This window comes from Proteobacteria bacterium CG1_02_64_396 (genome assembly GCA_001872725.1).
Classification (GTDB): domain Bacteria; phylum Pseudomonadota; class MNWR01; order CG1-02-64-396; family CG1-02-64-396; genus CG1-02-64-396.
Map to the genome: position 1 here is coordinate 1 of MNWR01000070.1, position 13,217 is coordinate 13,217.

Here is a 13,217-nt window from a genome sequence, read left to right on the forward strand (position 1 = left end):
GGTGTCGTGGTCGGGATGGGTGTTGGCGGCGATATAACGGAAAGCCACCGAATCGTGGGTCGCACGCTCGATCTTCCGGCTGGAAAACACCCCCGTCGCGTAGCCGTAGATCAATAGCGCCAGCAAAATGCGGGGATGATGCGCTGCAGAGCCCCGACCGGCGTAACTCCGGATCAGGTCGGTCAAATCCAATTGATCCACCACCTCCACCACAAACCGCGCCAAATGATCGTCGGGCAGCCAATCCGACAACGACGGCGCAAGCAAATACGGGGCACGGCGGTCGGCGGGGATGAATCGGCTCATCATCGGGGCTCCTCGGCTTGTTACGACAGATGCCTCATATCGTCTCATGTCCTTGGGAAAAGTCCGACAGACTCCTAGAGGTTGCGAGAGGGGCCGGACTGGTGGTCTGTGCATGGGGCAACCATGGGGCCTTCATGGGTAGGTCGGGCCATGTTGTTGAGATGCTGCGATCAGAACATCTTGAGTTGCATGCACTGATCGTCAACGGTTCTGGTGAACCGGGGCACCCCCTTTACTTGGCGAAATCGAGAACCCCACAAAATTTTTGACTGGTACCTATTGAGTACCATTTTTAATCCTGCTAGGATCTAGGTGTTGGTGATGAAGCGGGGACAGCCCGCCTTGTTTTTTAACCTGTGTGGTACCTTTTTGGTACCAATCAAAGGAGGAATGGACATGCAAGGATCCGAAAGAATCGACCAGGTATCAAAAGTCCTCGCCGAGATTGCCATCTCGTCCGGTGCCTGCGGAGTGGATAAAGACGGCCGCATAATACTACCGCCCCCCGGGGGGGGCATTGCGGTAGTGGTAGGCGATTTACCGGTGGTAGCGATATCTCTAAACCGCCTGATGGAGGTCGTCACGCAGCTCGGTCCGAACAATTGGATTGGGGTTGCAGCTGACGAGGTGGCCTACGCTGAGACGTTGACCACGGCCCCAGCCGTCTGGTTGGCGGGATCAAGAAAGGCGGGGTAACCATGGTTGTCATCGTGCGGGACGAGAGGATGTATCCAGAGGAAGCCGAGATGATCCGACGCCTCTCTGATGAAGCGCGGTACCTGCAAGGGGTGATGGTCCGTGAGGGGAGCTTCGGGCCAATCAGTGGCCAAGCTGCGAGGATCAGGAATGTCCCTGGAAGGATCGCCGAATTGGTTAAGTCTGGGATCCCAGTGGACACCGTTTACAGAATCAAGTCTGAGGAAATCGAGCTGTTGCCAGAGGTTTGTCGCCCTCAGACCAAAGCCGTTGCGCGCCATTTGCTGCGCCACGGGTCGATTACACCGGCGGATTCGGCACGCATCGGGGTCGCACACCTGCGCGCCAGAATCGCGGAAATCAGGCGTTCTGGTTTGACGGTTGGAACGAATTACAGAATTCGAGGATATGAGCCCTCAGCGGCGAACCACCCAGATTTGTAGGTGGTTCGCCGGTGGCGGCATCGCTACTCCTCCCCACTTCGCCCCATCACGGGGCGCCTTTTCGGGGCGTGGCGCAGTCTGGTAGCGCATCTGCTTTGGGAGCAGAGGGCCGGAGGTTCGAATCCTCTCGCCCCGACCAAAAACCAAGTGGAGGAATGATGGAAAAGCTTTCGGTTGGGAAAAGAGTCAAGTGGCAGTCTGGAGCCGGATGGGGACGCCCCCGATAGCACACCAGCAGATCAGAGATCTGCGGCAGGATGGCGCCAACCCACTAGGCCAAGGGGAAGCGCCTCGATCAGTTCGAGAGTAGTGGGGTGGGTATGCCCGTGTTTTCACAGGTAGCACGGGAGCAACCACGAAACAGCTTGCCGAACTTACCTTGATACGGCAGGGAAGGTGCCCGGTTGCCCTCCCGTGCAACATGAACCGCCGCCAATAGGTCGGGCAAGGTGCGGCTTTATAGCTCCCCTTGAAATATCCCCACCGGACGCATTGCACCTGCGACACAACCACAGAAATCACGCACAGGTGAGACACAAATGACCCCCCAGACCCTGACGCTCACTGGATTCACCGGCATCCGCAAGGGGCTCGGCCTCAAAACGGTCACCGTTGATCTGACAGCTGTGGACGGATCCTTGATTGCTTTGGTGGGGCCCAATGGGCGCGGCAAGACCACCATCCTAGACAACCTCCACCCTTACCGCCTCATGCCTTTCCGGGCCAAGGGCTATACCGCCCGCACCTTCAGTTTCTATGACCAAGTGGACGGCGACGGAGGCAAGGACCTGATCTGGGAGCACGAAGGTGTTCTCTATCGCTCGGCGTTGGTTTTCAAAGGGGCGAACAAGACCCAAAAGACCGAGGCCTACCTCTTTCAGTACAACGGATCCGGGTGGGATCCAGCCATTACCGCCGACGGCTTGACGTCCGACGGCAAGACCAATACCTACGATAGCCAGATCGAGAGCATTCTCGGGCACCCTCAACTGTTTTTCTCCTCAGTTTTCTCGGCACAGGGTAGCAAGACACTCGACAGCGCTGGTGCGGGCGAGACGAAAGAGTTGATGGGGGAGCTTCTGGGTGTGAATCACCTCCTCAAACTCGCAGAGCGCGCGCGCCGGGTAAAGTCGATCCTGATGGATCGGTTGGCATCAACTCGGTCCGCGAAGGACCGCATTAACGAACTGGAGGGGAGGATCGGCAGTAACGAACGGGCATTGCCCCAGATGCGGGCAGACCTTTTTGCCAAAACCGCAGAAGAAAAGGCGGCCATGCGCCAATTGATGGCCGCAAACGCAAAGCTGGCCGAGGAGGATTCGGCGCTGCAGGAGTCGATCCGGCACGATATCCGCCGACATGAGCTGACCCAATTGCTCCGTGGCATCGCGGGGAGGAAGGAGCGTGGCGAAGAGGATGCGCGATCCCGCATTACCAGCGCCGGGGACCGCGCGGCACGGGCGGATTCGGAGTGTTCCGAGACCCTCCGGCTCATCAAAGAGCGGCGGGCCGAAATTGCCGTCACCAAGGCGACGACAACCAGTCGTCTGAGCCAACGGGCGGAAATCAAACAAGCCGAGGATTCTCTCCCTGCGCTCAATGCAGATCTTGCCACCGCCAAACTCAAGGTGTCCGAGATTCGCGGCCGGAAAGAAGATGTTGCTGAAAGACTGCTCCGTCTCGGCACAATCGAGGCCAGCATCGGCGAAATCAAAGAGCGTGGGACTGCGGTCGCCGCCGAACTCGCAGGGCTCCGACATCGGTCTACCCTTCTGGAAACTGTCCCCTGTTCGGGGGGGCATATCCACGCCGACCAATGCAAGCTCCTCTGCGGCGCCCGGCAGGACCGCGATCTTGTCCCCCAGGTCAGCGCGAAACGAGAGGATTTGCTGGCGCAGTATCTCGCGCTCAAATCCGAAAAAGAGACGCTCGACTCTGATATCAAGTTGCTTCAATCGGAGTTGGCCCTGGAGTTGTTTTCTGCCGAAAACGCCATGAACCGAGCCCAGCGGGCAAGGGATGAGGCTTTCTTCCTGGCATCGCTGGCTGCAACCCTCGATCAGGCCGAAGAGATGCTTCGGGTCCTCGCCGACGATGAGGCCCGACTCACCGCCCAGGAAGACGCGGCCCAGAGTAAGGCCGAATCCGAGAAACGTCTGGCCTTGGTAGAGGCTGATGAGATCCGCGCAGACCTTGAAATCAAGCGCGAAGAATGGGCGTCCGAATCGGCTGCCATTGAGCTCCAGATCGAAGAAATCCCCACCGGCAACACGGCTGCGGTTGATCAGGCCAGAATCGCCCAGGAACAAGCTGAGAAGCAGCATGCAGCTGCGCAGCGTTCATCCCGTGATCTATCAACCAGGGTCACCCAAACAGAAGCGGAAATCTCCGCCGACATCGAGCAGCTCAAAACGCTCGAATCAGAGCGCGAGCTGATCACTACCCTGGAAGGCGAGATTGCCCACTGGGATCTACTCGCTAAGTGTCTCGGAAAGGACGGGATCATCGCCCTTACAATCGATGATGCCGGACCCCAACTTTCCTCCCTCGCAAACGACCTCCTTCTTCGCACCTTTGGTCCACGGTTCTCGCTGTCAATCCGCACGCAGCGGGAGAAGGCGGATGGTGACCTGGCCGAGACATTCAAGATCGTTGTCTTCGACGGGGAAGCAGATGGCGAGGAGGCACCGCTTGAGGCCATGAGCGGCGGGGAGCGCATCTGGATCAACCGCGCCATCGCAATGGCGATCGCCTTGTTCCATGGGGCTGCATCGGGACGCAACTACGGGACACTCTTCACCGATGAAGCCGATGGGGCCCTCGACCCGGCCCGCAAGCGCCACTTCATGACGCTGAAACGGGCGATGATCGATATCGGTGGCTTCAATCGGGAGATTTTCATCTCCCACACCCCTGAACTCCAAGATATGGCCGACGCAACCATCCGCGTCGAAGAACTGGCCGGAGATCCAGTATGAAAGTGATCTTGATTGGTGAGCACGATAAAGGGCTCGGAACACCGTTCCCCGCATCGACCGTCAGCGGGAAACGCCGTCGCACAATCATCGCCGATGTTGGTCTCAATTGTGCCCTGGGTAATGCCTTCATCTTCGTCATGGGGGGGAAGACACATCCGAACGACCTCACCTCCATGACGGCAGGCTTCGACGTCGTCGTTGCCCTCGGAGCCGTTGCTGAGAATGCATGCATTGAGCAGGGAATTTCCCCGACCCGCCTCCCCCATCCAGCTGTGAGGGGACAAGCCCAGCTCGCAGCTCTGCGCGACGGGCTCGGGGCCTTAGCCATTCGGCAAAGGGGGGGTGGGCAATGATGAAAGAACCACCGGGGACCGGGATATTGGAGCAGCTCCAGGGACAGCTCGACCAAATATCCCGCCAGTTGCAGGAACTGCGTGAGCACAGAGGACCGACCGGATTTATACCGGTGCCGAAATGGGACCAGCGCTACATGTGGCCAACTGTTGCAGGACTGCGCGACCTCATCCAACACCGCAATTTCAATGGTCTCGGCACCTCCGGTGCTCTCATACGCCACGGGAACAAGGGCACTGGCTGGCTCATCGATCCGGATCGATTTTTCGAATGGGCAAGGTCGTCAGGTCATCAGCTGCCCAACGCCGAGGAAAAGCAATGAGCAACGCCCACACGATCGGGACCCCCACCGGGAACGGATGGTCCGATGTTAAATTGAGCGGGCTCGATATTTCCGCTATCAACCCCAAGAATGGCGCCAAGTACAGCCCTAACCTCTTCAAATGGTTGTCAGCCAGAGGACGCCCCATGAGATTTGCCGGGTATTCAGGAGTGGGGATGGGATCCTGATGATCGGATTTCTGGATCATGACGATCCAAGGTGGTTCACAGGTGCACGACTTATGGCCGTCCTGTGCAACTCCCGCGAAATATCCGGGGCTTTCATCGCTTCCGATCTGGGCGGTCTAACTGAGATCGCCGATTTCTGGGATCGGTACACCACTATTGGGCGCTGCGTGATCGACCCGGAACACCGGGAAGTCTTCGTCGGAGATAAGAACCGTTGGCAGGTTCAGGGTGACTTCAGGAGGTGCCTCTGGTGCGGTGGTATGACGCAAAGGCGCCGAACGGAATTGAAAGTGACTCGCCGAGTGGTTTGGGATTCATGGCATCCCTAAGGACCGCGCGCTACAGGGAAGAACCACTCTCCAGATCAAGTCAATTCGGCTTGAGTCATGCCACATTCCCGAACACTTTCCCCATCAACCCCCGGAATTCAGCCATCTTAGACACCACATTGGTGGTGTGCTGCTCACCGATGTGGGCGTAGCGCTGTACCATGGAAAGTGATCGGTGACCCATGGCCGCCGCAATTTCTGGCAACGTCGCACCCGACATGGCCAAGTATGAGGCGAAAGTGTGCCGGAGGTCGTGCCATCGGAAATTCTCAATCCCGGCACGACCCAACGCATGGTCGAAAGCCTCCCGAACACTGACTGGCCTTCTCGGGTCGTTCGGCGACGGCCACACAAGATCGCTCCCACCACCGCCCCCGATCCTGACCACCTTCAACAACCTATCGGCCATGATGTCGCGTGCCTCACCTACCAACGGGACAGCTCGACGATGACTGTTTTTCGTCTCTTCCAAGCGTCCGTAGGCGTAGCCACCCTGAAACGTCACCTGCCCCCTCCTCATTTCAAACTGCTCGCTCTTGCGCATGCCGGTTGAAAGAGCCACGACGACAGCCGGATAGAGATCACTGGATCGGCTTCGTCGGCATTCTTCGAACAGAGCCTCCCTCTCGTCGTCATCGAGCCACCTGACCACCCCGGGGGGCTCCTTCCGCTTCTTCACGCGGGACGCTGGATTGACTTCCAACAACATCCACTCGCCAGCGCAGAGGCCCATCACCCGGCTGATGTCAGCGTAGTAGCGGTTGACCGTCGCAGGGGCGCGATCAATAGCTTCGAGCTGTTGGGAGATGATCGCCGGGGTAACCTGGTCGATCCTGAGACTGCCGATTCGGAGAACCCACCACTCTAGGTGCCGGAGAGGATTGGATTGGTCTTTGAGGGTGGTGAAGTGGTGTGACTTGGTGTAGCGGGTAATCGTGTCTTCGACGGTGGGGATCAGCGATGCCGCGGCCCTGCGTTCAGCCTCGGGGACGTAAGTCCCGGACCTGATATTCGCCTCCACCTGGGTGGCCCAGGCTTGGGCCTCCTTCTTGGTTGGCCACGTTTCAGAAAGGCTGTACCCGCCCATCCTGATTTTCGCTCGCCACGAGGTCTTTCCAGTCGAGGATTGAACCCTCTTTTCATACGTCGCCATGTCGTGCTCCTGGGGGGAGGAGTGTTCCAACTGTCCCACCAGTGTCCCATGGGGTTTTTAGTGCGTCAAACAGACCGGGCGCACGAGAAGCAAAAAACCCCCGACAGATCAGCGTCTATCGGGGGTTTTTGTTGGTGCCGGAGGTCGGAATCGAACCGACACGGGTGTTAGCCCACCGGATTTTGAGTCCGGCGCGTCTACCTGTTCCACCACTCCGGCTTCGTCCACACCCTCTCAACCGTCTGGCGATTTTGCGGGGTGTCCGAAAAGGGCGCGAAGGATGCAGTTCCGGATGGCGATGGTCAAGAGGGAGGGGCCTCGTTATGATCCCGACCCTTCTTGACCCCTGCCGTCGGCCCATTTCGCCAGGACCAAAAGCATGATCGACTACCACATGCACACCCCGCTTTGCCGTCATGCCAGCGGCAGTGTCGAGGAATATTGCCAGCAGGCGCTACGCCGGGGGCTGCATGAGATCGGCTTCTCCGACCACAGCCCGATGCCGCCCTGGTACGACGCCCAGTGGCGAATGAAAGCCGAAGAGCTGCCGACCTACATCGATTGGGTGCAGCAGGCCCAGGCCAGGTATGCGGGACGGTTGACGATCCGCATGGGGTTGGAGGCCGATTTTCACCCCGGCACCGAGGAATACGTGGCCGATCTGCTCAAGAGCCACCCCTGGGATTTTGTCATCGGCTCGGTCCACTACATCGCCAATTGGGGCTTCGACAATCCCGCCTTTGTGCGCGATTTCGACACCCGAGACATCGACGAGGTCTACCGTCAGTACTTCCGACTGTTGCGCCAATCGGCCCAAAGCGGTCTGTTTGACGTCATTGGCCACCCCGAACTGATCAAAAAATTCGGCCACCGCCCCACCCGGGTTTTGGACGCAGAGATGGCCCTAACCACCCGCTGTTTTGCCGACTGTGGTATCGCCATCGACGTCAACACCGCCGGGCTGCGCAAGCCGGTGGCCGAGCGCTACCCCGGCGACCCGTTTTTGCACCACCTGATCGCTGCCAAGGTGGGGCTGTGTGTGGGATCCGATGCCCACCGCCCAGAAGAGGTCGGTTTTATGATTGCCGAGACCCTGGCCCATCTGGCCGAGCTTGGGGCGACGACCATTCGCACCTTTCAAGGGCGCACCCCCAGCGAGCGGCCCATCCACGAATTGCTGAAAGTGGCATGAAATTCCCTTTGAGCCTTTTCTTTGGTCAACAATACACGGCATCGCGCCGGGTGCGGCGCTCCTATCTTCATGGTTGGGGCGCCCTGCTCGCCTGCGCCCTACTTCTGGCCCCGACCGCCCCCGCCTGGGGCGACGATGAGGAGGGGCCCCTCGTCGTCGATGCCAATAAGCCCCCCCAATACCGGGTGTTGATCGGGCTTTGGAGCCTCGATGACCCCTTGCTGGCCGGAGGGCGCCCCCCGCTGGCCCACCCTGCCGTGGTGCGGGACGAATGGCCCGAGACCGATCCCCCCAACCCCATGGCCCGCAAAGAAAAAGAGGCGGTCCGCAGCCGCTGGCACACCCTGGCCCGGATCGACGCCATCGTCACGGTGGGGCATGGGGTCGAGCAGATTCGGCTGCCCGACCGCACCGATCTGGGGGGCCATACGATTGATCTCAGTTGGGGCATCAAGCAGGGGGGGGCTGGATACGTCTTTGACCTGGAGGCCCAGGTCACGGTGGTCGACCGACTGCGGATGATCGAGGGGGCGGTGGAGCCGGTATCGCGTCGACTTACTCTGTCGGAACACTTCAAACCCTTCCGCCACGAACTGCATTTGTTCCAAAATGGTCGACTGGCCGCCTTGATGTGGATGACCCCGTGGGAGGATCCAGCCGTCACCCCTCAGGGGCAGGGGACCTCAAGCCAGAAGGTGACCGGCCCGTCATTGGTCAGCGACACCGCCATGTCGGCTCCAAAGCGCCCCTGAGCGACCTGACCTTGGTGACGGGTTGAGGCCCGGCGCACCCATTCGGCGAAGAGTTGTTGCGCTCGGTCGGGGGGGCAGGCGCGATCGAACGAGGGGCGGCGCCCCTTGCGGGTGTCGGCACATAAGGTGAATTGGGGCACCAGCAGCAGCCCTTGGCCGGTGTCGGCCAAACTAAGGTTCATCTTGCCCTGGGGGTCGGCCAGCACCCGGTAGTTCAAAAGGCGCTCCAGCCCCGGATCGAGCACCGCCTCGCTGTCGTCCCGGTCGAAGCCGACCAGCACCAGAAGTCCCGGCCCGATGGTCCCGATGGGCTCACCGGCGACCGTGACCTCGCCATGGGTCACCCGTTGAATCAGCAATTTCATCCGTTTAAAACCTTAGAGTGCTCAATGAATAAAATCGTGAAAGCTGTTGGATTTTATGCTCTTTTATCGCTTGTATCGGCCTGCGCCACCGTGGTGGTCGAGCAGGGGAGCATCATGCCGCAAGAGGTGGTGGATCAGATTCATGCGGGGATGAACCAGGATCAGGTCGCCAAGCTGATCGGCCACCCCCTGGAGCAAAACCCGTTGCATCCCGACCAGTGGGAGTATTTCTATCAACGGGGCGGCGACCTGCAACCGGTGACCGCCTGGGTGGTGGTCCATTTCGACGCCGCAGGCCTGGTGACCCAGGTCGAGACCTCGGGACCCTTGCCCGAAGGTCAGGGCATCAAGCCGGGGTATGAGGCGCAGTAACAAGCGGTGGGGCTTTTTGCCCTTAATCCAAAAACGTGTAGGAGCGCAGCCCTCGGCGTGATGAATGATTCAAGCCATCGCGCCGAGGGCGGCGCCCCTACCATTCCTCCCCGCCATCGCGCAACCAGCGCATCACCAGCGCATCCTCTTTGCTGCCGTCCGGGTTGTCGTAATAACCCTTGCGCTGGCCCACCACCGTGAAGCCGAACTCGGTATACAGGGCCATCGCCGCCTGGTTGCCGACCCGCACCTCTAAAAACCCCTCCCCCACATCGTGGGCCAGCCACCAAACAATCAGCCCCTCCAGGAGCGTCCGCCCCACCCCTTGTCGGCGATTCTCGGGGACAACACCGAGGTTCATCAGCTCGCCGATCCCCGCCACATGTCGCTCCAAGAAGTAGCCGACGATCTGCTGCTCCAGTTTGGCCAGGCGGATATGACCGCCGAAAGCCAAGTGCTGGCGGATGGCAATTTCGCTCCACGGGGTGGGGAAGATCACCCTTTCAAGGGCGGCGAGGGTTGGGATGTCGTCGACCGTGACCGGCTGAATCTCAACCGGCGATGGGTTTGGGAGGGATCGCATCGGGGGGCCGGACGTAGGTCGGTTGCAGTTGTACGGGAGACAAAGGGCCAACGGTGCGCCCCTGGGCATGTAGGGTCAGCAGATGACGGGCTTGGGGATGCCTGGTTTCGGGCGGAGCCAAACGAACGCCTGCGGGCAGATCGCTTGGGGTGCCGGGTAGATCCAAGGCATCACCGATCAGCACGAGTGACCCCTCGGCGGCCCAGGCGGGAAGGATTTCATTCCACCAGAGCGTTGCCGGTTCGTGGGTTAAATCAACCTCAACTCCACCCCTTATCCTGCTGCAATAAAACTCTTTTTTGCGGGCGTCGATCAGAGGAACCACCCCCTCCCCTGCTTCAACCTGCGCCCCTGCAGCCAAGGTCAGGGTGGTGGTCGCCGCGAAGAGGGGGATCCCGCTCCAACCCAGGCTCAGGCCGTGGGCGGTGGCCAGGGCGATCCGCACCCCGGTGAACGATCCGGGGCCGGTGGCGCAGACGATGGCGGCCAGCGACTCACCCTGCACCTCCGCCGCCTCAAGCAGGGCGGCGATGGCGGGCATCAACTGCGCGGCATGCTCCCGCGAGGGGGGTAGAGGGCGCTCCAAAATCGAGCCGTCGGGCCGCCGCAAAGCCAAGCTGCCCATCGAAGTAGTCGCCTCGATGGCCAGCACCGCCCCGCTCAAGGCAGCCCCCGCTGCACCGAAACCCCCTCGGGAATCTTGATTTCGAAGCACCCCTTGGGGAATTCGGGGTTGAGATCGACGCGCTCGAACCGAACCGTCGTCTCGACCTGAAAGGGATCGACAATGGTCACCTCGGCAACCCGCCCCTCCTTGAGCACCACCGTCAGGGCGACCACCTGAGGATCGGGCTTTTTGGGTACCAGGGTAACCCGGCTCTCCCCTGCGTCGCGCAAATCGAAACGCTCCCTAAGCGGCACGTCGCCCGAAAGCAGCGCTGCCACGGTGGAGCCGACCGACTCCTTGGGTTCGATGGTGATCTGTTCGAGCAGCACATCCCACCAGGCGACATCGCTGCCGTCGCCGATCAACTCCATCGGCTCGGGGGTTTCGTAGACCCAGCGGAATTTCCAGGGGCGGGACCACCAGACCTTGCCCTTGCTCATCTCGGGGCTGCCCCGGCCGGGTCGCTGCACCATCTGCTCGAATCCGGCCCCCAGGGTTTTCATCCCGTCGAGGGCCGCCTGGACCTTGGCGATGGGGTCGTTGGCGGCGGCGGGGTGGGTCAGGGTCAGGGCCAACAAGAGGGCAACCAGCAGGGGGCGAAGATTCAAGATTCAGGCTCCAAAGCGGGCTTGCAGTTCGGAAGAAAGGACCAACCCAGGCAACACCTTGGGCAGCATCTCGGGGGCCAGCTTGCGCACCAGCTCCAGGGCAAACGCCATGGCGGTACCCGGTCCGCGGGAGGTGGTCAGGTGACCTTCGACCACCACATCGGCCTCTTGGTAATCGGCCCCGCCAGCCTCGGTTTTTTCGGAGAAGTTGGGGTGGCTGGTCGCCTTGCGACCGTGAAGGAGCCCCGCGTCGGCCAGAATCCAGGGGGCGGCGCAGATGGCGGCAATCTGCCGCCCTTCGCGCTCCATCGTCTGCAACAGGGTTTTGATCCGGGGGTCGCCGTGTAAATGGGCCGCCCCCGGCATACCACCGGGCAGGACAATCATGTCGAAGTGCTGATCGAGCACCGCATCCAAGGGTGCATCGGGGAGCACCACCACCCCACGGGAGGCACGGATGGGATCGGCGCCGTGTAATCCGGCGGCCACCACTTCGATCCCGGCGCGGCGCAACACGTCGATGACGGTGATCGCCTCGATCTCTTCGAACGACTCGGCAAGGGGAACCAGAACCCTTTTCATGGCGGCCTCGGTGGGGTGGGTAGAAACGGGGCTGCGATTGTACCCGGCTTGCTCCTGATGGGCAGGACGAAAGGATGGGGCTCCCGGCATTTCAGAAAATGCCTCCTTCGATGGACCGATTGACATCGATGAAACGTTGAATCGTCCGGAGACCGGGCTCCTACAAGTAACCTCGATCCGCCGTCTCGGGTGTAGGGCCCGGTCTCCGGGCGATGCCGTCGGCTCGATTCTATTCGAAGGTTTCATTGTTGGGCGGGTGTGGCGCCGGTTGCCCCTCCCCCCCTGTCTCACCCAAGATCCCCCATCCACCCCGAGGAGGCCGTCATGATTCGCCGCGCTGCATTCGCCCTGCTCCCCCTGTTGCTCTCCCTCCCGGCCCAAGCGGTCACGGTGGCCGATGTTGACTTTCAGGATCGCATCGAACTGGCCAACACCCCGTTGGTGTTCAACGGCGCCGGGGTGCGCAACAAGTTCTTCCTCGATATTTACGTCGCCGCCCTCTACCTGCCGGCCCCCTCCCACTCACCGCAAACCATCGTGGTTCAAGACGCCCCTATGGCGGTCGAGCTGCACATTTTGTCGACCATGGTCACCCCTCAGCGCATGGAGCGCGGGATCCGCGAAGGTTTCGAGGATGCCACTGGCGGCAACACCACCCCCATCGCCGCCGAAATCGAACGCTTTTTGGCGGTGTTCCGCCAGGGGATCAACCAGGGGGACTGTTTCGACATGGGGTACATCCCCGGCCATGGGGTTGAGATCCGGCGCAACGGCGCTTGGGTCGAGACCATCGCGGGGTTGGCGTTCAAGCGGGCGCTGTTTGGCATCTGGTTGGGGGCGGATCCTGCCCAAGAGAGCCTAAAAGAGGCGATGTTGGGCCGAGAATAGGGGGTGGGGGTCCTGAAAGGGGGTGGGGCTATCCCAAACATGAACAAAAAGTTAGATTGGCGCCTCGTTTTTAAACTTTTTTGATCTGTTCGCAACGGTGGAGCCCATTTCAATGCAGTTTGAATCCAGCTCAACCCTGGGGTGGACCCCACTCCTTGGACAGTTTGGGGGCGAAAATTTGTAAACGGTTAGTGGCGGTGGGTGGTTCCGCCGTGGGTTTGATGGACCTGTTCTGGGGTCTTGCCGCCGAGGGCACTGTGGGGGCGCTCGGTGTTGTAAAACCGGAAGTAGCGGTCGAGCCCCTGGTGCAGCGCCACCCCATCGGCATGGTCGTACAGGTAGATCTCTTCGTACTTCACCGTGCGCCACAAACGTTCGATGAAGACGTTGTCCAGCGCCCGGCCCCGTCCGTCCATGCTGATGAGAATCTGTTGTTCCA

Annotated in this window: 16 protein-coding genes, 2 tRNA genes and 2 pseudogenes; 11 read left to right on the forward strand and 9 right to left on the reverse strand. The window is 60.6% G+C overall.

Going from position 1 to position 13,217, the window contains the following annotated elements; translation table 11 throughout:
- A pseudogene (locus AUJ55_08380) lies at nt 1–309 on the reverse strand (DDE transposase).
- Nucleotides 310–702: 393 nt separating this feature from the next.
- Between AUJ55_08380 and AUJ55_08385 the strand changes: the two are divergent.
- From AUJ55_08385 to AUJ55_08415, 7 genes are all read left to right on the forward strand, one after another.
- Nucleotides 703–1,002 (forward strand): hypothetical protein, encoded by a 300-nt coding sequence (locus AUJ55_08385; protein OIO56460.1) that lies wholly within the window; start codon nt 703–705, stop codon nt 1,000–1,002.
- 2 nt (nt 1,003–1,004) lie between these two features.
- Nucleotides 1,005–1,445, forward strand: a complete 441-nt coding sequence (locus AUJ55_08390; GenBank protein OIO56461.1) for a hypothetical protein — start codon at nt 1,005–1,007, stop codon at nt 1,443–1,445.
- A 62-nt stretch (nt 1,446–1,507) separates the two neighbouring features.
- Nucleotides 1,508–1,584 (forward strand) — tRNA-Pro (locus AUJ55_08395).
- 400 nt (nt 1,585–1,984) lie between these two features.
- A complete protein-coding gene (locus AUJ55_08400; GenBank protein ID OIO56462.1) occupies nt 1,985–4,423 on the forward strand; it encodes a hypothetical protein in 2,439 nt (812 codons plus the stop codon).
- Nucleotides 4,420–4,776: a hypothetical protein gene (locus tag AUJ55_08405; GenBank protein OIO56463.1), complete on the forward strand. Its 357-nt coding sequence runs from the start codon at nt 4,420–4,422 to the stop codon at nt 4,774–4,776. Before AUJ55_08400 ends, AUJ55_08405 begins: the two co-directional genes overlap by 4 nt.
- Nucleotides 4,773–5,099, forward strand: a complete 327-nt coding sequence (locus AUJ55_08410; protein OIO56464.1) for a hypothetical protein — start codon at nt 4,773–4,775, stop codon at nt 5,097–5,099. Before AUJ55_08405 ends, AUJ55_08410 begins: the two co-directional genes overlap by 4 nt.
- Before the next feature lie 121 nt (nt 5,100–5,220).
- On the forward strand, nt 5,221–5,616 hold the full coding sequence (locus tag AUJ55_08415) for a hypothetical protein (protein OIO56465.1): 396 nt from the start codon (nt 5,221–5,223) through the stop codon (nt 5,614–5,616).
- Nucleotides 5,617–5,671: 55 nt separating this feature from the next.
- On the opposite strand, the gene AUJ55_08420 is transcribed toward AUJ55_08415, so the two are convergent.
- A complete protein-coding gene (locus AUJ55_08420; GenBank protein OIO56466.1) occupies nt 5,672–6,769 on the reverse strand; it encodes a hypothetical protein in 1,098 nt (365 codons plus the stop codon).
- Between the two features lie 132 nt (nt 6,770–6,901).
- Nucleotides 6,902–6,988: transfer RNA gene (locus AUJ55_08425), tRNA-Leu, on the reverse strand.
- A 175-nt stretch (nt 6,989–7,163) separates the two neighbouring features.
- On the opposite strand from AUJ55_08425, the gene AUJ55_08430 reads away from it, so the two are divergent.
- Complete coding sequence (locus tag AUJ55_08430) at nt 7,164–7,961, forward strand: hypothetical protein (GenBank protein OIO56472.1); 798 nt, start codon at nt 7,164–7,166, stop codon at nt 7,959–7,961.
- Entirely contained in the window at nt 7,958–8,713 is a 756-nt protein-coding gene (locus tag AUJ55_08435; protein ID OIO56467.1) for a hypothetical protein, read from the forward strand. Before AUJ55_08430 ends, AUJ55_08435 begins: the two co-directional genes overlap by 4 nt.
- Here AUJ55_08435 and AUJ55_08440 read toward each other — a convergent pair.
- Nucleotides 8,629–9,078, reverse strand: a complete 450-nt coding sequence (locus tag AUJ55_08440; protein ID OIO56468.1) for a D-tyrosyl-tRNA(Tyr) deacylase — start codon at nt 9,076–9,078, stop codon at nt 8,629–8,631. The genes AUJ55_08435 and AUJ55_08440 overlap by 85 nt on opposite strands.
- A gap of 24 nt (nt 9,079–9,102) precedes the next feature.
- Between AUJ55_08440 and AUJ55_08445 the strand changes: the two genes are divergently transcribed.
- Nucleotides 9,103–9,450, forward strand: coding sequence for a hypothetical protein (locus AUJ55_08445; protein ID OIO56469.1), 348 nt, complete (start codon nt 9,103–9,105; stop codon nt 9,448–9,450).
- Between the two features lie 97 nt (nt 9,451–9,547).
- On the opposite strand, the gene AUJ55_08450 is transcribed toward AUJ55_08445, so the two are convergent.
- From AUJ55_08450 to AUJ55_08465, 4 genes are read right to left on the reverse strand one after another with little or no spacing between them, the layout of a single operon-like run.
- On the reverse strand, nt 9,548–10,000 hold the full coding sequence (locus AUJ55_08450; GenBank protein ID OIO56473.1) for a ribosomal-protein-alanine N-acetyltransferase: 453 nt from the start codon (nt 9,998–10,000) through the stop codon (nt 9,548–9,550).
- Nucleotide 10,001: 1 nt separating this feature from the next.
- On the reverse strand, nt 10,002–10,697 hold the full coding sequence (locus AUJ55_08455) for a tRNA (adenosine(37)-N6)-threonylcarbamoyltransferase complex dimerization subunit type 1 TsaB (GenBank protein ID OIO56470.1): 696 nt from the start codon (nt 10,695–10,697) through the stop codon (nt 10,002–10,004).
- The gene (locus AUJ55_08460; protein ID OIO56471.1) at nt 10,694–11,308 is read right to left on the reverse strand and encodes a hypothetical protein; all 615 of its coding nucleotides are present in this window, start codon (nt 11,306–11,308) and stop codon (nt 10,694–10,696) included. Before AUJ55_08460 ends, AUJ55_08455 begins: the two co-directional genes overlap by 4 nt.
- 3 nt (nt 11,309–11,311) lie before the next feature.
- Nucleotides 11,312–11,890, reverse strand: a complete 579-nt coding sequence (locus AUJ55_08465) for a DJ-1 family protein (GenBank protein OIO56474.1) — start codon at nt 11,888–11,890, stop codon at nt 11,312–11,314.
- A 327-nt stretch (nt 11,891–12,217) separates the two neighbouring features.
- Between AUJ55_08465 and AUJ55_08470 the strand changes: the two genes are divergently transcribed.
- On the forward strand, nt 12,218–12,778 hold the full coding sequence (locus AUJ55_08470; protein ID OIO56475.1) for a hypothetical protein: 561 nt from the start codon (nt 12,218–12,220) through the stop codon (nt 12,776–12,778).
- Between the two features lie 188 nt (nt 12,779–12,966).
- Here AUJ55_08470 and AUJ55_08475 read toward each other — a convergent pair.
- Nucleotides 12,967–13,217: pseudogene (locus AUJ55_08475) on the reverse strand (hypothetical protein).

What these genes read in the sequence shown, in the direction of transcription:
- AUJ55_08385 (OIO56460.1), top strand. Translation starts at nt 703, where the DNA reads ATGCAAGGATCCGAAAGAATCGACCAGGTATCAAAAGTCCTCGCCGAG.
- AUJ55_08390 (OIO56461.1), top strand. Translation starts at nt 1,005, where the DNA reads ATGGTTGTCATCGTGCGGGACGAGAGGATGTATCCAGAGGAAGCCGAG.
- AUJ55_08400 (OIO56462.1), top strand. Translation starts at nt 1,985, where the DNA reads ATGACCCCCCAGACCCTGACGCTCACTGGATTCACCGGCATCCGCAAG.
- AUJ55_08405 (OIO56463.1), top strand. Translation starts at nt 4,420, where the DNA reads ATGAAAGTGATCTTGATTGGTGAGCACGATAAAGGGCTCGGAACACCG.
- AUJ55_08410 (OIO56464.1), top strand. Translation starts at nt 4,773, where the DNA reads ATGATGAAAGAACCACCGGGGACCGGGATATTGGAGCAGCTCCAGGGA.
- AUJ55_08415 (OIO56465.1), top strand. Translation starts at nt 5,221, where the DNA reads ATGGTTGTCAGCCAGAGGACGCCCCATGAGATTTGCCGGGTATTCAGG.
- AUJ55_08420 (OIO56466.1), bottom strand. Translation starts at nt 6,769, where the DNA reads ATGGCGACGTATGAAAAGAGGGTTCAATCCTCGACTGGAAAGACCTCG.
- AUJ55_08430 (OIO56472.1), top strand. Translation starts at nt 7,164, where the DNA reads ATGCACACCCCGCTTTGCCGTCATGCCAGCGGCAGTGTCGAGGAATAT.
- AUJ55_08435 (OIO56467.1), top strand. Translation starts at nt 7,958, where the DNA reads ATGAAATTCCCTTTGAGCCTTTTCTTTGGTCAACAATACACGGCATCG.
- AUJ55_08440 (OIO56468.1), bottom strand. Translation starts at nt 9,078, where the DNA reads ATGAAATTGCTGATTCAACGGGTGACCCATGGCGAGGTCACGGTCGCC.
- AUJ55_08445 (OIO56469.1), top strand. Translation starts at nt 9,103, where the DNA reads ATGAATAAAATCGTGAAAGCTGTTGGATTTTATGCTCTTTTATCGCTT.
- AUJ55_08465 (OIO56474.1), bottom strand. Translation starts at nt 11,890, where the DNA reads ATGAAAAGGGTTCTGGTTCCCCTTGCCGAGTCGTTCGAAGAGATCGAG.